This window comes from Limibacillus sp. MBR-115 (genome assembly GCF_040549425.1).
GTDB lineage: Bacteria > Pseudomonadota > Alphaproteobacteria > Kiloniellales > CECT-8803 > Limibacillus > Limibacillus halophilus.
This window is the reverse complement of the sequence record NZ_JBEPTJ010000001.1, coordinates 380329-397715: the sequence shown is the minus strand read 5'-3', so window position 1 is coordinate 397715 and position 17387 is coordinate 380329. Positions and strand designations below refer to the sequence as shown.

The window sequence follows — 17387 nt, the reverse complement described above, 5'->3', positions numbered from 1 at the left end:
GTGATGGAAAGCGAAGGTAAGACCGGCGTGGCGTTCGCCCTTTGCGCCTTCCTGTTTTGGGGGCTGGTGACACCGCTTTACTTCAAATGGGCATCGGCAATACCGCCGTTGGAGATATTGGCGCACCGGATCGTATGGTCGCTGGCGCTGGTCGGCATTCTGCTTTACTTCTGGCGGCGATACGCGGGTTTGCGGCGATCTCTCGGGCAGCGCCGTACGCTCCTTGTACTGCTTGCAGCAGCGATCTTTGTATCGTTGAACTGGATCACGTACATCTGGGCGATTTCCAGCGGGCAGGCAGTTGAGGCCGCGCTCGGATACTATATCAATCCTTTGGTCAACGTGGTGCTGGGGTTTGTCGTCCTAAGGGAGCGCCTGAACCGTGCCCAAATGGTCGCGGTCGCCATCGCGGCAACAGGGGTGATCAACTTGACCCTTCAGCTTGGCAGCGTACCCTGGTTGGCGCTCACACTCGCTTGCACTTTTGGCATCTACGGATTGATTAGAAAGACTGCGCCCTTGGCGTCGATGGAGGGGCTGTTTATGGAAACCGTCCTGCTTACGCCCTTTGCGTTGGGGTATATTTTCTTTCTCGAAATCGGCGGCCAGGGCACGGTCGGCGAGACCGGCTGGTCCGGTTTGTTCCTGTTGATTCTATCGGGCCCGGTAACCGCCTTGCCGCTGATTTGGTACGCATCGGGCGCCCGGCGGTTGCGGTTCAGCACGATTGGACTGTTTCAGTATCTGGCACCGACCTGCATCGTACTTGTCGCGGTTTTCCTGTTTGGCGAGCCATTCACCACCGCACATCTGATCACCTTTGCATGCATCTGGACCGCCCTGGCGATCTACAGTTTCGACAGTCTGCGGGCGTCGCGCACAAGGCGTGCCGCCGCGATTGCCGCAGCGGCCAATCAGGCCGGGTGACACTTTAGCCTTCGACCCAGGCGATGCGTAGGATGTTTGTGGCGCCTGGAGTTCCAAAGGGGACACCCGCAGTGATAACCAACTTGTCGCCCTTTCGGGCAAAGCCTTCGGAAACCGCAAGCCGTGTAGCTTTTTGCACCATCTCCGAGAAGCTGCGTGCGTCGGCTGTGTGAACGCAATGCAGGCCCCAGGCAACCGCCAGGCGTCTGGCGGTTTCCAGGCTGGCTGTGACGGTCAGGATAGGGACCCGCGGGCGTTCGCGACCGGCACGCAGCGATGTCGAGCCGGATGTCGTGTAGCAGACGATAGCCGATGCTCCCAATGTCGCAGCAACCTGGGCAGCCGCATGAGAGATCGCGTCGGGTGCCGTTGGTTCCGGTTGAGGGTGCAACGCATCGATGATCTTGCGGTAATAGCTGGAATGCTCGGTGCGCTTGATGATGCGATCCATCATCTCCACAGCCAGCTTCGGATAGTTGCCTGCTGCAGACTCCGCCGACAGCATCACGGCGTCGGCGCCGTCATAGACCGCGGTCGCCACGTCAGAGGCTTCGGCGCGTGTGGGGGCGGGCGATTCCACCATCGAATCGAGCATCTGTGTCGCGACCACCACCGGTTTTCCTGCTAGGCGGCAGGCCTCGATGATCTCCTTCTGACGATCAGGCACGTCTTCGGGCGGCAACTCGACGCCAAGATCGCCGCGCGCCACCATGACGGCGTCTGCGACCTCAACCAGTTCTTCAAGGCGTTCGACAGCCTGCGGCTTTTCGATCTTGATCATGATGGCGGCGCGCCCGGCAATCAGGCGCCGCGCTTCCGCAACATCTTCGGGGCGCTGGACAAACGAGAGCGCAATCCAATCGACACCGATTTGCAGCGCGAACCGCAAATCCTTGCGGTCTTTCGTCGTGATAGGGCTGATCGGCATAACGACACCGGGGACATTGACACCCTTGTGGTTCGACAGGGGGCCACCCGTTATCACCTTTGCCATCGCATGGGTGTTGTCGCAGGAAATGACCTCCAGCCGTAGGTTGCCGTCGTCCATCAAGACCGGTGCCTTAGGTGCTAGGGCTGCGAAAATTTCCTTGTGGGGGAGGGGAATTACACCGTCCTCGCCAAGCTTTGCCTTCAGGTCGAGACGAACCTTGTCGCCGCGCTTCAAGGTCATGGAACCATCCTTGATCTTGCCGACGCGGAGTTTCGGGCCCTGTAGGTCAGCCAGGATCGCAATGGGCCGACCGGTCTCCTTCTCAAGGCTTCGAATGATGTCAAAGCGTGCCTTGTGTTCTTCGTGACTGCCATGGCTGAAGTTCAGCCGAAAGACATCGACGCCAGCCATGAAGAGTTTCCGGATCATGGCCTCATCGGACGAGGCTGGTCCAAGGGTCGCGACAATTTTGGCTTTGCGGTTTCGACGCATGGTCTGTGCAGCCTCTTTCTCAGTTTCGCGACACCAGGACGTCAATCGCGGTGGTGATTCGACATCCCTGCGAACGCTTGCGGTGAATAACCCTACTTTAGCCTATTATTCTGGCAGAATAAGGACAGCGCGAAAATCGTTCACATTCGTAAGAGTTGGCCCGGTCACTATCAGGTCGCCGAGCGTCTCGAAAAAACCGTAACCATCGTTGTTGGCCAATAGGGCTTTGGCGCTAAGCCCCATTGCGTCGGCACGGGACAAACTGTCGGGGCCAAAGACCGCACCTGCGTTGTCCTCGGTCCCATCAATGCCGTCCGTATCGCCCGCGAAGCCATAGATGCCAGGCGTTGATTGGGTTGCAACCGCCAAGGCCAGCAGGAATTCCGCATTGCGGCCGCCACGACCGCTGCCGCGCAGGGTCACAGTCGTTTCTCCCCCTGAAAGCAGGACGCTGGGGGCTGCGGCTGGCTGACCGTGTTTGCGTACCTGCATCGCAATGCCTGCCATGACCTTTGCAACCTCGCGCGCCTCCCCTTCGATAGAGTCACCGAGGATGACGGGGGTTACGCCCATTTTGCGCGCAAAGGCAGCCGCCGCTTCGAGGGAAGCCTGCGGCGCCGCGATCATGCGAACTTCAGAGCCGGCAAGCCGCGGGTCGCCCGGCTTTGGCGTCTCGTCTTGTCCTGATGCCATGTGTTCGGCCACGGCGGTTGGCGGCGTGATGCCGTATTTTTCCAGAACTATGCGGGCGTCGGAAAAACTCGTCGGATCCGCGACGGTTGGGCCGCTGGCGATGGTTGCGGGGTCGTCACCGGGCACATCCGAGATGATCAGGGAGACGACTTTTGCCGGATGCGCGGCAGCGGCCAGACGCCCGCCCTTGATCGCGGAGAGGTGCTTGCGCAGACAGTTCATTTCGGAAATATCCGCGCCGCAGCGAAGGAGCGCCTTGTTGACCGCCTGTTTATCTTCCAGCGTCAAACCCTCGGCAGGCAGTGAGAGTAGGGCGGAGCCACCGCCGGATATGAGACAGAGCAAAAGGTCATCGGCGCCCAGGCCTTGCGCAAGATCTAGAATGCGCCGTGCGGCCTCGCGCCCAGCGGCATCGGGTACGGGGTGCGAGGCTTCGACGACCTCAATGTGGCGACAGGGGACGGCATGACCATAGCGCGTTACAACAAGACCCTCGAGCGGGCCTGGCCAAGCATCCTCAACCGCTTTCCCCATTGCCGCGGCGGCCTTGCCCGCGCCCACGACGACGGTGCGTCCCTTGGGTTTAGACGGCAGGTGTGCGGGGACGACCTTCCCCGGATCGGCCGCCGCCAATGCTTCGGCGAACAGCTGTCGCAGAAACGTCCTGGGTTCGGATAGGTCAGGATTCATCGATCCGATCCTCCTTGATCCACAGGGTAGCAAGCAATCCCATGAGCAAGAAGGCAGGTAACACCGAAAACCCGAGCGTGTAGCCCGTGGCATCATAAATCCGAACGCCTTCGTGCATCACCCCATCCCAGCTGAGATCAAGCAACCAGCCAATCAACGGCAGGAATAACGCACCGGTCGCGGTGACCGCCATGTTTACAAAGGCGTAAGCTGCGCCGGTCACCGAGACAGGATTGCTGTACCGCGCCATCGCAAAGCCCGTAACCATGCCACCCAGGGTAAAGCCGGAGATTGCCAGCAGAACCAGTATGGCCGCCGTCGGTATCGGCAGATAGAGCATGGCCGAAAGACTGACGAGCGCTATCCCGATGAAGCACTGCATGATGATCTTGGGCCGCCCAAAGCGGTCGGAAAGCCAGCCAGCGGTCGGTGAACCAAAGCCCCAACCGATAAACATCATGGAACTGACGGCGGAGGCTTCCGCCCGTGTGAGGTCGTGTATCTGCATCAACCAAGCAACACCCCAGAATCCAGCCAGCGCCAGCAATGGCGCCGTCATGGCAGCCGACGTCAGAGCGAGCAGCCAGTTCTGGCGTTTGGATAGAATAATTCCGAGACCTTTGAGAGGGCTGGGGCCCGGTTCGGTTGAAGCGCTGTACTCGCGTATCGGGTTGTCGCGTACCACTAACCAGAAGATCACGGCGAGTATTGCAGCGATGATGCCCAGGATAAGCATGCTTTGCCGCCAACTCGTGAACTCGACCAAAGCGGCCACCGGGCTTTGTCCGAGAATGCCGCCAAGCATGCCAAAGGCCATTGTGAGACCGGATAACAAAGCAAACCGCCTGGGCGGAAACCAGTTCGTCGCGAGCTTGAGCGACCCGACGTAGCCAAAAGCAACACCGATGCCGACCAAGAGTCGGCCCAGGTATGCAGCCTCCACGGTCGTCGCTTGACTGAAGATCACGCTGCCGCCCGCAGCCAGCAACAAGGCTGCGGCGATCATGCGCCTTGGCCCAAAACGGTCGAGCATCATGCCGACGGGCACCTGCAATCCCGCATAGGCATAGAAGTAGAATGCCGTGAGGTTGCCCAGGACGGCGCCGCTTACCATCAGGTCGGCCATCAATTGGTCGATCATCACGCTAGGGCTGACCCTCTGCACGAAGGCGTAGGTGAAGGTGAGGGCGCCCATCCCCCAGACGATCCAAGCTCGCGTGCTACCCAACGCGCCGCGCTGCGGCGGCCTCGAAGTTTCGATGTTCATGTTCTATCAGCCTGCCAGGCGCCGGGAGGAGGGTTTGCCGTCTTTCTGCTCTTCCTGTGCGTAGCAACTAATGATGTGATCCAAGTGTTCGGCCATCGCGGCGGCGGCGGCCTGCGGATCGCCTTGCTCTATCGAGGTGCAGATTTTGCGGTGCTGCTCCAAGAGAAGGTTATCCTCTTCGTCAGTACCCAAGAGAGTGAAGCGGTGAAACTCCAGCATCGATTCCATTACGTCGCCCAAGACTGTCATCAGATGCAGATAGACCGCGCTTCCTGCTGCCTTGGCGATGGACAAGTGAAACTGATAGTCGTCTTCCGCCTTGTGATGAGGTTCCCGGGTAGGGTCACACATGATTTCCAGCGCATCGTGCATGCGTGCCAGATCCTCGGGATCGGCACGCTCTGCCGCTTTGGCGGCGGCCCAGACCTCCAGATGACTGCGGATTTCCATCAGATCTCGCAGATTGGATAGATCGGCCTGGACAAGGTGGGTGAGAGCACTATCCAACTCTTCGGCGGAGGCGATGATCCGTGTGCCACCGCCTTGCACGGCAAAGACAAGGCCCTGTGTTTTTAATTGCTGCAAGGCCGCGCGGACAGAGACCCGAGACACGCCCATCATATCAGCTAGCTGACGTTCTCCAGGCAGGCGCTCACCCGGGGCAAGCTTGCCTCCTGTGATCAGGCGTTTGAGCTCCTCGGCAACGCGATCGGCGACGCGCTCGCGCTCGATCGTGGTGAAGCGTGGGTCTGGTCTTATCGTCATGGTCTTTGTCGTTCCTGCCGTTGTCTTGGATAGGTTGCCGAGCCCGCAGGTCCAGTGAGGCGCTAGGCTCCGCTTATCCTGCTGTCTCAGCAGGGGTTTTTCAATTGGTATGACCAGCTTAGCAAGAAGCCCCACTGCTTTCATAGAGCTTGCATCACGTGATGAATGACAGGCTCGCCGGAAAAATTCGGGATTGGCGGAAAACCATCATCTTCCGGGAGGATGTTTCATGAGCGGTATCGATGGGGAGGGGGTGCGCCAAATATCAATGCGCTAGGTGGTTTGCTGGAGGTAAGTACAAAAAAGTACAAATAACCCGTTCTTGATCATCCACCGATTATAATAAAATAATAAAATATAGATAAAAAAAGTAATAACGGGGGGCCATGATGAGACGTTTGTTGGCACTAATTGCAATTCCCGTGATTTCTCTGTTCGCAGGGCAAGCAACGGCTTTTCACACTGGGGCACCAGATGACGATTACAGCGTCCAAGTCGACGCAGGTGCCGGGTTCGGTTGGGTCTGGCGCCCGAGTTCCCAATTTTTGCGCTTGGAGCTGGGCGGTACGGTCACGGATCGCAGTTTTGGCGTACCCGACATCGACGATGAGTACAGCAAGTTCCACTTTGGGCTGGCTGCATGGCTGAATCTTTGGGGTATTCACACCCTGGGGCATTTCGGAATCATAACGAGCGATCATAAGTATAATTTCGAGGCGCAGAGTATCTCGGCAATGGGATACCAGCTTGGGATCATTAGCCCCATCGGGAATGGATTTATCACGGCGCCGGGCTTCGGTGATCTTTACAACGTAAATTACATGTCCGAAATGGATTATTACGATTTTACGTTGGGATTATCGACTTACTTGGGGTTCGACTTCATGCCGTCGGCCCATGGATCGCCAGATGGACTCGTCAAGCCTTCGATAAATCTGAGCTATGGAAACATCAAAGTGCAGGAGATGTTTTCCGCCTATACGAACGGTATGACCTTCCCGTTCCAATACGATAGCAAGCTGGACACTATGAGTTGGGGCGTTGATTTGGGCGTGCAGGTCTTGAGTCCCGACATCGTTCCCGGGTTGAAGGTATTCGCCGACGCCAATACCCAGTTTAATTATGACGAGACAGACGGCTTCGCCCGTCTTACCCCCGGTACGATGGGCCCTTACGATCAAGTTAAGTTCGATGACAGCAAATTAAATGTTGGCTTCACATTGGGCGCCGGGATCCATTACGAGGTTGGATCCTTCACAACCGAATTTGGCTACTCGTACAGCAACTTCGGAATGCCGGACATTAAGCTGTCGGGAACAGGGCCTGCCGAGCTTGACACGCAGCGAGCGCAATCTCATGCCATAATGGTGGAAGGGCGGGTGCGCTTCTAAAGCTATCAGGTGCATCTTGTCGCTTAAGGTCGCAGCGCTTAGCCGCACACCGATGAAGGCCTCGTTGCAACTGCGGAGTAGCGGGGTGTTACAAATCTATACAAAGATTCCGAGTATCTTGGCAGCTACCCGCGTTACAATAACCGCTGGTCGTTGATGCCGTGATCTGAAGGTATTCCCCCGGAAACGGATTCCATCGAAAAGCATCTGGCTCAATGACCAGCATTGGGATTCTCACGTTCACCAAAAACTAAGGGCCGGCTCCTATCAGGGGTCGGCCCTTTTTGCTTTCTCTGGTCAATAAGAAACCACGAAGCGATCAGGCGAAAGCCTCTTCCCAGCTCCCTTGCGTTGCGGCCTTGGAGTATTCGGTGGCGCGATTCTCGAAGAAGTTGGTGTGTTCAACGCCGTTGAGAATTGCGTCCAGCCAGGGGAGGGGATTTTTCTCTGCATGAAAAAGCGGCTGCAGGCCGAGCTGACCTAGGCGCCGGTCGGCAATATGGCGAATGTAGCGTTTAACTTCTTCGCCGGTCAGCCCTTCGATGGCGCCCTGTTCGAAGGCGAGATCGATAAAGGCGTCCTCGTGGGTCACGATGGTCTCGCAGCATTTGTAAAGATCGCTTTCGAGGGTTTCGCTCCAGACCTCCGGATTCTCGCTCATGAAGGTGCGGAAAAGTCGGATGATGGAGTGGGTGTGCAGTGTCTCGTCACGCACCGACCAGGAGATGATTTGACCCATGCCCTTCATTTTGTTGAAGCGTGGGAAGTTCATCAGGATGGCAAAGGAAGCGAAGAGCTGAAGCCCCTCGGTGAAAGCACCGAACACAGCCAATGTCTTGGCGATGTCTTCCTTGGTTTCTACACCGAACTGCTGGAAGTAGTCGTACTTATCCTTCATTTCTTTGTATTTCAGGAAGGAAGAGTACTCCGTTTCCGGCATCCCGATGGTGTCGAGAAGGTGGGAGTAGGCCGCGATGTGAACCGTTTCCATGTTGGAGAAAGCCGCTAGCATCATTTGCACTTCGGTGGGTTTGAAGACCCGCGCGTAATGCTTCATGTAGCAGTTGTTCACCTCGACATCGGACTGGGTGAAGAAACGAAAAATCTGGCTGAGCAGATTGCGTTCCGCATCATTCAGCGTGTATTGCCAGTCCTTTACGTCGTCGGCCAGCGGCACTTCCTCGGGCAGCCAGTGAATGCGCTGTTGCTGGAGCCAGGCCTCGTAGGCCCAGGGATAGTTGAAAGGCTTATAAATCGGATCGGCGTCAAGCAGCGACATTGTCGGTCTTCTCTTCAAATTGGTGATCTAAGGTCCGCGCCGTGGCGCGCGCGATCTTCACTGACAGCTCAGGCATTCCTCGTAATCGGTACTGGCGGCGACGGTCTCAACAACCGGCCGGTCGGCGCTGTTGACCTTGCCCAAGAAAGGCAGCGCGGTCTTGTCGCCCGCCTTGTCGCCCATAGAGCTTTCCGCCCGCTGCAACGACTTGGAGCGGCAGTAGTAGAGCGACTTCACACCCTTCTTCCAGGCCTGGAAGTGGATCTGGTGCAGATCGCGCTTATGCACGTCGGCAGGAAGGAACACGTTCAGGGACTGCGCCTGGCATACGAAGGGTGCCCGGTCCGCAGCCAATTCAATGAGCCAGCGCTGATCCAACTCGAAGGCGGTCTTGAAGCAGTCCTTCTCGTCTTGCGTCAAGAAATCGAGGTGCTGCACGGACCCTTCGTTGATGGTGATCGAGCTCCAGGTCTGGTCGTCGTTAAGACCTTTTTCCTCCAGCAACTCTTCGAGGTGCTTGTTCCGCACGGCGAATGACCCGGACAGGGTTTTGTGTGTAAAGGCATTGGCGGCAAAAGGCTCTATACCTGGAGACGCCCCTCCGCAAATGATCGAGATCGAAGCGGTGGGTGCAATCGCCATTTTGTTGGAGAAGCGTTCCTTGATGCCAAACTCCGCAGCGTCGGGGCAAGCGCCGCGCTCATCTGCGAGCTTTATGCTGGCGGCATCGGCTTCCTTGCGAACTTTCTCGAAAACCTTCTTGTTCCAGACCTTTGCCATCACGCCTTCCAGAGGAATCCTACGTGCCTGCAGGAAGGAGTGGAAGCCCATCACGCCTAGCCCGACGGAGCGTTCGCGCATCGCTGAATAGCGGGCGCGGGCCATCGATTCGGGCGCGCGGGCGATGAAGTCCGAAAGCACATTGTCGAGGAACCGCATGACATCCTCGATCAAGCCTTCTTCGTTTTCCCACTCATCATAAGTCTCCAGATTGAGCGACGACAGGCAGCAAACCGCCGTGCGCTGCTCACCCCTGTGGTCGAGGCCGGTGGGTAGCGTGATCTCGCTACAGAGGTTCGACATTTTGACGGACAGGCCAGCCAGCTTCTGATGTTCGGGAATGGCCCGATTCACGTGGTCGCCGTAAAGAATGTAGGGCTCGCCGGTTTCAATACGGGCTGTCAGCAACCGAACCCATAAAGCGCGGGCCTTGACCTTGCGAACAACGTGGCTGTCGGCGGGGCTGGTTAGCGCCCATTCCTCGTCGTTCTCGACCGCGCGCATGAAGGCGTCGGAAATGACAATTCCATGGTGCAGGTTCAACGCCTTACGATTGGGGTCACCGCCGGTCGGACGGCGCATCTCGATGAACTCCTCAATCTCAGGATGCGAGATGGGGATGTAACAAGCCGCGGAGCCGCGCCGTAGCGATCCCTGAGAAATGGCCAGTGTCAACGAATCCATGACCCGGATGAAAGGAATCACGCCGGAGGTTTTCCCGTTGCGTCCGACCTTTTCGCCGATGGAGCGCAGATTGCCCCAATAGCTGCCGATGCCGCCGCCGCGCGCTGCTAACCAAACGTTCTCGTTCCAAAGACCGACGATACCTTCCAACGAATCGTTCGCCTCATTGAGGAAACAGGAGATCGGCAGGCCCCGGTTCGTGCCGCCGTTAGACAGCACCGGCGTTGCAGGCATGAACCAAAGATTCGACATGTAGTCGTAGACACGTTGCGCATGCGCGCTGTCGTCTGCGAAGTGAGCGGAGACTCGTGCAAAAAGATCCTGATAGGATTCGCCGGGCATAAGATAACGGTCGGTCAGCGTCGCCTTTCCAAAGGCCGTCAACTTGGCATCACGGCTTCGGTCCATGCGCACGACGATGCCGCGCTCGTTCTGGAATACGTCCCGGATTCGGGTTTCATGGAATAGGTCGCCTTCCGGCGCAACAAATCCGTTTTGCAACTCCTCAGAAGCATCGACCGGGGATTCGGCACGGGATTCGACAGGCGCTTTGGAGGGGGATTCGGTTCCAGGCAGACCGCCGGATTTGTGGTTTTCCACAGGCGCATCTGCGCCTTCAAAGCCGTCGTTTTGCCGGTAAACTGCCGAATTCTCCATCGCTCGTCTCCCCTCGTCCACAGCTGTGGAATGGATGGATTGTGCACAATATATTGCGATCACAAAACCGTATGACCCTAAATGTAGCGGATATGACCGTTTTTTGTCGATGCGAACATATCATGAACATTGAACTTTGATTGGCAGCCGGCGTCAAGGGCTTGCGGATTACCGCAGTTTCTCTAGCCTTCAGACTTATGTGCGGTCGTTTTCTTCTTACTTCGCCGGTCGAAAGCCTGGGTCGTCTGTTCGGGTTTCCCGAGCGCCCTAATCTTGCACCTCGATACAACATCGCGCCAACCCAGTCAGTTGCGGTCGTCCGATCCGATCCGGAGCTTGCGGGACATCACCTGGCTTTGTTGCGTTGGGGGTTGGTACCGTTTTGGGCGAAGAGCCGTGATATAGGCGCGCGCATGATCAATGCCCGCGCTGAAACCTTGGCAGAGAAGCCTGCATTCCGTGCGGCTTTTCGGTATCGCCGTTGCCTCATTCTTGCAGATGGCTTTTATGAATGGCAGAAGCGCGAAGACGGCACGAAACAACCCTACGTCATCCAGCGCCGCGATCTAGCACCCTTCGCCTTCGCTGGACTTTGGGAAAGCTGGGAAGAAAAAGAGCAAGCGGCTACTTTGGAAACCTGCAGCATCGTGACCACCGGGGCTAACGACGTCCTGCGTCCGGTCCATCATCGGATGCCGGTGATTTTGGAAGGGCAGGAAGCTTGTGATCAGTGGTTGCGGCCGACCAGCGGTTCTGCTGATCTGCAACAACTCCTTCGTCCGGCGGCCGAGGAGGCTTGGGTCGCACGCCCTGTTTCCAGCCGCGTGAACAAAGTGACGAACGACGGGGCAGGGCTGTTGGATGCACCCGAAGATGCCACTGCCGAAATGAGCGATGAGGACCCGGATGGAGGCGAGGGGTCGCCGCACAAAGCAATAGGCAGATCAACCGACGATCCCGACCAAGGGTCTCTTTTCTGATATTCGTGCCCTGTGATTTGCAGTTTGCCGAGCCACGCCATTGAAGGGCTCGACCATGCGATTTGGCTTTTTACGGTAATTAATTGCAAAATTAGGATTCTTACGCTGTTGCTGGCTTGTCGGTACATCGCGACCTGCTATAGTACCGCTATTGTTAAATGATATTAAAATGGGGAAAACATGCGAGATAACGGAGAGTCCGAGAATACCGAGGTTTCAGATGATGTAATATATAGAAGCCCCGATGACGCCCAGCGACTCTTGCTTTCTCGACTTTGGCTGCGGACCCGCGCGCTCTTCGAAGAACAGTTCGGCGATCTTGAGACCACCTATGTTTTGATGGCTGTCGGGCTCGGCCGCATGAACAATGCGCCGGTAGATATTTCAACCATCGCGGCTATCACCGGAATCTCCCGCCCTACCGTGCGCCGCAAGGTTTTGGCATTGCAAGAGCAAGGTACTGTAGTCGTGGAGCGGGTCGGCAATCGCACGTCGGTCTGCTCTTCGGCGACAGGCGTGCGTGATACCGTTGCTATGACAGATCGCTGGGCGCGCATGGTCATGCAGACGGCCAGGGAGTTGGCCGAAGTCCGCAACAGCAGTTGCGATTGACTCGTTGAGATTTCTTACCTTTCCAAACAGTTTTCCCTGGATTTTGCCATAGGAAAAGTGGTTTATTTTTCAGGCCAGTTTGCTTTCCTATCCTCCCGATTGAGAAAGCAAGTAGTCGATCTTGGGTCGTGCGTTACCTGGCACGCGATTCCAGTACTCTGGGTCCGTTTTGACGGAAAGAGGGCTGATCGTGAGAAGAGCATCGGAACTTCAGCGGCTGCCTTAAACGGCAGCCGCTTTTTTTGCCCTTCTCCGAACAGGGTACATTTGCTCTATTGTGCATTCCTGTTTCAGCCCGTTAAGAGGCCCCATTGACTATGACTCGCAGCAATAGAAAAACCGCACCCGGGACCAAGCTTGAGCCTGGAGACTTGATGCCGCGCTGGCGTCTACAGCGTGGCGACGGCAGCTCTTTCGACCCGCATGGCGATGCGGATGCGGGCAGATTTTACCTGTTGGTTTTAAGCGGCGACCCTTCCCGGCCAAAGGTACAGCCGGTCCTCGCCGAGTTGGCAGCGTTGCGAGATCGGCTTCTCGCTTTGTCGGTGCTGTCCTTCAACGTTGTTCCCGGCTCAAAGGCACACGCGGATTTGCCGTTCGAACGTCTGCACGATCCGGAGAGTAAGGTTTTTCAGGCGGCGGGCTTCGACTTAGCAGGGGACAAGATCAAGGGAGACAGTGTCTTGGTGCTGGTGATAGGTCCCAACCAACGGATACTTGCATCCTGGTGGGCCGGGCATGCGACCGACACGCTGTCTGATGTCATGGCGGAAATCGAAGGCCGCGTGGAGCTGCGGCGCTCAAGCGTGGCATTGCCGATCCACCCCCCCGCGTTGATTGTTCCAGATGTTCTCAGCAGGGCTGACTGTCGGAAACTGATTGGCATCTACGAGAACGATGGGCATGAGTATGTGGAGCCAGGGCACAACCGGCTGCAGGGCAGAACAACCGACTGTAAGATGAAAGTACCCGATTATGGGCGTTCGGATCGGACGGATCACTGGATCTGTTCACCCAAGAGCAATGCTTTCATCGACGAGCGTATCGCTCGCCGATTGCTGCCGGAAATCAAAAAGGCCTACCACTACAAAGTTACCGGGCACGAGCGCTATCGCATCGCTTGTTATGAAGGGCCAGGTCAGGCGTCGCGTCATGGACACCGGGACAATACATTGCCCATGGTGGCCCATAGGCGCTTTGCCGTAACGATCAATCTGAACGCGGAAGATTATGAAGGGGCGGAGCTTCGTTTCGCCGAGTTTGGGGAGGCGACCTACAAGACACCTACAGGGGCGGCGATCGTGTTCTCCTGCTCGCTACTGCATGAAGTGATGGCCATGCGCAAAGGTCGCCGCTTTGCTCTCTTGGCCTTTCTCTTTGGGGAAGCTTAGCCCCGCAAAGGCGCAAGTTCCGTGACCGGAGGGCCTTCCTCCTGCTAAACTCATCGGATGATGAACCTTGGACCGACAACGTTGCTCAGGACATTGGGCGCCGGTTGCGCATTGATGGTTTTGGCGTTTTCCGCCGGGTTGGCAAGCGAACGGATCGAAATCGAGAGCTTGGAAGCGGATCGCCTGTCGGTGAGTGCGGAAGCGGCAACGCCGCTAGAGGTTCTCCGCGCTTTATCGGAACAGGTCGGATTCGACGTAAGCTTACCGGAGTCACCGCCAGTCGAAGAGCCGGTCAATCTGCGCATGACGGGTCGTATCGGCGACCTACTGCCGAGACTTTTGCCAAGCTACAATCTGATGCTGAGAAGCCGCCGGGACGACAGTGGGCAATCCCGGCTCTATAAGGTTATCGTGTTGAATGGCGGCGTTGGCGCCGGTCAGGACCCCTTGCCCGCGGTCAACGATTCGGCGCCAGTGACAGCCAGTGTTCGTGAGGCTGGGGCAAGATCGCAGATCATTGGCGGCCCGACGGACAGCCGCGGCGGTCCGACGAATGTACGGGGTGGTCCAGCAACGCCGTTGACGCCCGAAATGCTTCAGCGCGCCGAGCAGCAGCGTGAAGACATTCTTCGCCGTTTGGGACGAAGCAATAACTGACCTCGTATCTCATTTTTCCGGCACTTTGTCGCAGCGCCCCGATGCGACACATACCTGGTGCATCCGATCGGCAATCCGGTTGACTTGCTCTCGCGCTTGTTGGACGAGAGCTTGTGCCTGTTCTTCTTCCGAGGCGTAAGAGTTTGTGCGGTTGGGATCGCCTGCGTTCTCCGGACTTAATCCCATTTCGAAAGCGTGCTGCAGGTCGCCGCTTGGGGCCGAGGGGCGATCCTTGCTTGCCGTTTCCGCTCCGCTAGTGGCTGTCGCCGTTTGTGCTGGTACCAGATGGTTGAGACTTCGCACTGCGTCACCGGGTCGTTGTGCTTGCGACGTTCGAGAAATCAATCCGGCATTGTTACCCTTTGCCGACTTCAACAGCACGATGCGCTCTATGCCATCTGACCCGGGTAAACCCTGCTGACCGCGCACGAGCAGGTAATCATGGCCGCGCAGGATACGAGGCAACAACTCGGACAAGCGGCCATTGAAGGCGCCGTTCAAATTGCCCGCCGAGAGCGCGCTCCTAATTTGAACATCGATCCCGAATCGCTCGGTTAGGCTGGTTAGGAACTCATCCAGCTTGACGTCCTTGAGTTTGATTGCGATGGCTGTGTTACGCGCCTCCGGGACGGCGAACCGAACTTCGCCGCGCACCTCGGCAACCTGGGCTAGCGTGAAGAACACTGCGCCACAGGCAAGGAGTCGCCAACAGCCCACTGATCGTGTGAAGTCACCCATTCCGGCCCCCAAAAAGCGACAAGGTTGCAAGGTCCTGGGACGGTTGCCCTTGTTCGTTGTTTTGTTTGTGTCTCGCGTATGTAAACAGAGCCTAACCCAGAATCGGCAAAATCTCCAGGTTTAGGCCTGTGCGACGCTGGTATCAGCCTGACTCGTCCTCCTGAAACAGGACGATGACCTCCTGCAAGCCGCCCTTGCTCAGGTGCACTCTGTCGCTTTCCAGGGAATCCAGTGACCAGCCGTCGAAGATATCGCCTTCACGCAATCGCAATAGCTCGCCGGTTGCTTTGTGGCGCAGCAGCGCCAGTCGCTCGCTATCGCCTTTGACAACGCCCATCAAAACGAACTGACCGGCTTTGGCCGCTTCCTCCGGGTCCGGCGTTTGCTTGGTTTCAGGGCCGGCAGGCTGGGTTGACGATGACGCCGAATTGTTGGCATTGGCGTTCGTGGCGGGACGAGGGGCCCGGCGGGAAGGCGTAAAAAGAGGTCTATTTCGGGTGGCTTGCAAATCCGACAGCTTGAGCCCGGCCAAGGGGTTTCCCGTGAGCGGTGGCAATAGGGCATCGTCGACCGCTAGGCCAGGCAAGGTTTTGGTTGTCGGGGCGCTGTCCTCCGTTATCGAGATGGTATCCGACGATAGTCGGTCGGAGTGAACGGCGCGGATTATCTCGTCGTCACGGGTTTGGATGTCCCAGTAGTAGAGAAGGGCCAAAACGGAAGCCACGGCGCCAAGAAGCAACAGACGGCGATTACCCATCACTAGCCTCCACCGTGCTGATAAAAGCGTGAACCGTCAGCGAGACCTGTAGATTGGGGCGCTGGTTGCGGGCTTGTTGATCACGCCGGGTCTTCGTCGGCTGGATTGCCATTTCCTCGACAAAGAGCAGCGGTTCGCCGCTTTCGATCTCCCATAAAACGCCTTGTAGTTGGGCGACATCCAAGGCTGCGTTGACGCGCACGGTAATTCGCTGGAACCGACCGTCATCGTTCTGGGCAAGGACGAGCGAAGTATCGACGCGTCCGCCCCTGTTCTCGATGATCGTGTTGAGACGCTGCTGCAGTTCGGCGCCAGCGAGGTTCGGGCTGCGTGCCAACAGTAGACTGGCCTTATCGCTACCGTCCGTTTCCAGTGTCTGGCGCAGGTCCTCCAGCGCTTGGCGCGAGTCGATAAATAGCTCGACCTTGGGGATCGATCGGCCTGTGGCATCCGCCTTGGCTCGCAAGTCCCTTGTGGTATCGCGCAGTTCAAGAAAGGCCGCGGCAAAACCGGCAAGCAACATACCAAGTAACAGCAGCGCTAACAGGTCTTGCTGCCAACCGGGCAAGCGGCCGAGGCTGCTCATGGCTTGCTCCCCATGCGCTCGTCGAATCCCGCTTCGATCTGGAAACGCTCCTTGCCGCTTTTTGCATCTCTACGAGTTGAGGCGGTGAATCCCGCGCGTGTGAATGAGGGTGAGCTTTCGATCAGTGCGATCAGGTCCGAGGCCCGGTCGGCATTGCCGACCAGATATACCTTTTCACCTTCAACCCGCATCTGTTCGAGCCAAACATCCTTGGGCAACAACGCGCTCAGGCGTTCAAGCAACAAGGTCGAGGAGGGCGCTTGGAGCTTTCGATTGTAGAGAAACGATCGCTGTTCACGCAGCTTGATGACTTGATCCGCAACATCGCGGGTTGCGATGCGCTGTGGTTCAAGCGCTTCCAACCGAGCCTGTATTGTGTCGAGGTGCTCTTGTTGTTCGTAGAGCAGATAAGCTTGGAACCCCAGCAAACCCACGCCGGTTAGCAGCGCAAGCAGGCCAAGGGTGTTCAGAAGTCGTCGGGGATGCTGAAAGGCTTCCAGATCATGGGGCAGGAGATTGATCTGGTGACCGCCGTTGGAAACGAGCCCTTCAGCGTCTATTGCGTTCGGGCGCAATCCCCATGATGTCAGCTTTTGATGGAGCGTTGTCACCGCTGGTTTAGAGGCTGCGGTAAGGCGTAGGCGGAGGCTTCGGCCGTCCTCGCTGTAGCCGAGCGATTCGACATCAAAGCTACAGTGATTGGCAGGCCAGGGCGTCAGGCGGTCGATCTGGTGGAGCAAAACCGCGCGGGGATTCGCCTCAGCGGCGCGCGGCAATTCCACGATCCGCTGTATCGCGTGGTCAGCACTGAGCCGCCCGACGATAACCGACTGCGAAGCACGTAGCGCCTTTAGATGCTGGCGCAACTCGGAAGCAATGGCCTGCGGCTGTTGGCGAAGTGATATCTGTTTCGGATCGCCGGTCTTGCCGCCTTCGGCAACGATCACCAGTTGGTCGTCTGCTTCCTGCAGGATCACGCGCTGTTGGCGGCGGCCCGGCAGAGCCCTTTGCAGCAGGCCCGCAAGCCTGTCCCACCACCAGGCAGCCAACCCGGAAGATGAACCATCCCGTCGACTTGCATTACGTTCCATGTGGCTGCTTGCGGTCATG

At 57.5% G+C, this 17387-nt stretch carries 16 protein-coding genes; 6 read left to right on the top strand and 10 right to left on the bottom strand.

The window, feature by feature from the left end:
* Positions 1-3: 3 nt before the first annotated feature.
* The gene (gene rarD / locus ABIE63_RS01870; RefSeq protein ID WP_354502336.1) at positions 4-927 is read left to right on the top strand and encodes an EamA family transporter RarD; all 924 of its coding nucleotides are present in this window, start codon (positions 4-6) and stop codon (positions 925-927) included.
* 4 nt (positions 928-931) lie between these two features.
* On the opposite strand, the gene pyk is transcribed toward rarD, so the two are convergent.
* The 4 genes from pyk to ABIE63_RS01850 form a co-directional block, all read right to left on the bottom strand.
* Positions 932-2350: a pyruvate kinase gene (pyk, locus tag ABIE63_RS01865; RefSeq protein WP_183415521.1), complete on the bottom strand. Its 1419-nt coding sequence runs from the start codon at positions 2348-2350 to the stop codon at positions 932-934.
* Between the two features lie 105 nt (positions 2351-2455).
* Positions 2456-3733, bottom strand: a complete 1278-nt coding sequence (locus ABIE63_RS01860) for a glycerate kinase (protein ID WP_354502334.1) — start codon at positions 3731-3733, stop codon at positions 2456-2458.
* Positions 3723-5000, bottom strand: a complete 1278-nt coding sequence (locus ABIE63_RS01855) for an MFS transporter (RefSeq protein WP_183415519.1) — start codon at positions 4998-5000, stop codon at positions 3723-3725. Before ABIE63_RS01855 ends, ABIE63_RS01860 begins: the two co-directional genes overlap by 11 nt.
* Before the next feature lie 6 nt (positions 5001-5006).
* Positions 5007-5765, bottom strand: coding sequence for a FadR/GntR family transcriptional regulator (locus tag ABIE63_RS01850; RefSeq protein WP_354502331.1), 759 nt, complete (start codon positions 5763-5765; stop codon positions 5007-5009).
* 386 nt (positions 5766-6151) lie between these two features.
* Here ABIE63_RS01850 and ABIE63_RS01845 point away from each other — a divergent pair, with 386 nt between their 5' ends.
* Complete coding sequence (locus tag ABIE63_RS01845) at positions 6152-7156, top strand: hypothetical protein (RefSeq protein ID WP_354502329.1); 1005 nt, start codon at positions 6152-6154, stop codon at positions 7154-7156.
* A gap of 319 nt (positions 7157-7475) precedes the next feature.
* On the opposite strand, the gene ABIE63_RS01840 is transcribed toward ABIE63_RS01845, so the two are convergent.
* Positions 7476-8435, bottom strand: a complete 960-nt coding sequence (locus tag ABIE63_RS01840) for a ribonucleotide-diphosphate reductase subunit beta (protein WP_354502327.1) — start codon at positions 8433-8435, stop codon at positions 7476-7478.
* Positions 8436-8492: 57 nt separating this feature from the next.
* On the bottom strand, positions 8493-10556 hold the full coding sequence (locus ABIE63_RS01835) for a ribonucleoside-diphosphate reductase subunit alpha (RefSeq protein WP_354502325.1): 2064 nt from the start codon (positions 10554-10556) through the stop codon (positions 8493-8495).
* Between the two features lie 140 nt (positions 10557-10696).
* On the opposite strand from ABIE63_RS01835, the gene ABIE63_RS01830 reads away from it, so the two are divergent.
* The 4 genes from ABIE63_RS01830 (at position 10697) to ABIE63_RS01815 (ending at position 14196) form a co-directional block, all read left to right on the top strand.
* Positions 10697-11536 (top strand): SOS response-associated peptidase, encoded by an 840-nt coding sequence (locus ABIE63_RS01830; RefSeq protein ID WP_354502323.1) that lies wholly within the window; start codon positions 10697-10699, stop codon positions 11534-11536.
* A 180-nt stretch (positions 11537-11716) separates the two neighbouring features.
* On the top strand, positions 11717-12148 hold the full coding sequence (locus ABIE63_RS01825) for a hypothetical protein (protein ID WP_183415515.1): 432 nt from the start codon (positions 11717-11719) through the stop codon (positions 12146-12148).
* Positions 12149-12465: 317 nt separating this feature from the next.
* Positions 12466-13539 carry a 2OG-Fe(II) oxygenase gene (locus ABIE63_RS01820; RefSeq protein WP_354502321.1) on the top strand — a complete coding sequence of 358 codons (1074 nt, stop codon included), beginning with the start codon at positions 12466-12468 and terminating at the stop codon, positions 13537-13539.
* A gap of 57 nt (positions 13540-13596) precedes the next feature.
* Positions 13597-14196 (top strand): hypothetical protein, encoded by a 600-nt coding sequence (locus ABIE63_RS01815; protein WP_354502320.1) that lies wholly within the window; start codon positions 13597-13599, stop codon positions 14194-14196.
* Between the two features lie 9 nt (positions 14197-14205).
* Here the strand turns inward: ABIE63_RS01815 and ABIE63_RS01810 are convergent, their stop codons facing one another.
* From ABIE63_RS01810 to ABIE63_RS01795, 4 genes are all read right to left on the bottom strand, one after another.
* Entirely contained in the window at positions 14206-14934 is a 729-nt protein-coding gene (locus tag ABIE63_RS01810; protein ID WP_354502318.1) for a hypothetical protein, read from the bottom strand.
* 142 nt (positions 14935-15076) lie between these two features.
* Positions 15077-15691: a hypothetical protein gene (locus ABIE63_RS01805; RefSeq protein ID WP_354502316.1), complete on the bottom strand. Its 615-nt coding sequence runs from the start codon at positions 15689-15691 to the stop codon at positions 15077-15079.
* Complete coding sequence (gene gspM / locus ABIE63_RS01800) at positions 15684-16277, bottom strand: type II secretion system protein GspM (RefSeq protein WP_354502314.1); 594 nt, start codon at positions 16275-16277, stop codon at positions 15684-15686. Before gspM ends, ABIE63_RS01805 begins: the two co-directional genes overlap by 8 nt.
* Complete coding sequence (locus ABIE63_RS01795) at positions 16274-17386, bottom strand: PilN domain-containing protein (RefSeq protein ID WP_354502312.1); 1113 nt, start codon at positions 17384-17386, stop codon at positions 16274-16276. Before ABIE63_RS01795 ends, gspM begins: the two co-directional genes overlap by 4 nt.
* Position 17387: the final 1 nt, after the last annotated feature.

Excerpts from the sequence above, each read along its gene's own strand:
- rarD (WP_354502336.1), top strand. The coding sequence starts at position 4 with ATGGAAAGCGAAGGTAAGACCGGCGTGGCGTTCGCCCTTTGCGCCTTC.
- pyk (WP_183415521.1), bottom strand. The coding sequence starts at position 2,350 with ATGCGTCGAAACCGCAAAGCCAAAATTGTCGCGACCCTTGGACCAGCC.
- ABIE63_RS01860 (WP_354502334.1), bottom strand. The coding sequence starts at position 3,733 with ATGAATCCTGACCTATCCGAACCCAGGACGTTTCTGCGACAGCTGTTC.
- ABIE63_RS01855 (WP_183415519.1), bottom strand. The coding sequence starts at position 5,000 with ATGAACATCGAAACTTCGAGGCCGCCGCAGCGCGGCGCGTTGGGTAGC.
- ABIE63_RS01850 (WP_354502331.1), bottom strand. The coding sequence starts at position 5,765 with ATGACGATAAGACCAGACCCACGCTTCACCACGATCGAGCGCGAGCGC.
- ABIE63_RS01845 (WP_354502329.1), top strand. The coding sequence starts at position 6,152 with ATGATGAGACGTTTGTTGGCACTAATTGCAATTCCCGTGATTTCTCTG.
- ABIE63_RS01840 (WP_354502327.1), bottom strand. The coding sequence starts at position 8,435 with ATGTCGCTGCTTGACGCCGATCCGATTTATAAGCCTTTCAACTATCCC.
- ABIE63_RS01835 (WP_354502325.1), bottom strand. The coding sequence starts at position 10,556 with ATGGAGAATTCGGCAGTTTACCGGCAAAACGACGGCTTTGAAGGCGCA.
- ABIE63_RS01825 (WP_183415515.1), top strand. The coding sequence starts at position 11,717 with ATGCGAGATAACGGAGAGTCCGAGAATACCGAGGTTTCAGATGATGTA.
- ABIE63_RS01820 (WP_354502321.1), top strand. The coding sequence starts at position 12,466 with ATGACTCGCAGCAATAGAAAAACCGCACCCGGGACCAAGCTTGAGCCT.
- ABIE63_RS01815 (WP_354502320.1), top strand. The coding sequence starts at position 13,597 with ATGATGAACCTTGGACCGACAACGTTGCTCAGGACATTGGGCGCCGGT.
- ABIE63_RS01810 (WP_354502318.1), bottom strand. The coding sequence starts at position 14,934 with ATGGGTGACTTCACACGATCAGTGGGCTGTTGGCGACTCCTTGCCTGT.
- ABIE63_RS01805 (WP_354502316.1), bottom strand. The coding sequence starts at position 15,691 with ATGGGTAATCGCCGTCTGTTGCTTCTTGGCGCCGTGGCTTCCGTTTTG.
- gspM (WP_354502314.1), bottom strand. The coding sequence starts at position 16,277 with ATGAGCAGCCTCGGCCGCTTGCCCGGTTGGCAGCAAGACCTGTTAGCG.
- ABIE63_RS01795 (WP_354502312.1), bottom strand. The coding sequence starts at position 17,386 with ATGACCGCAAGCAGCCACATGGAACGTAATGCAAGTCGACGGGATGGT.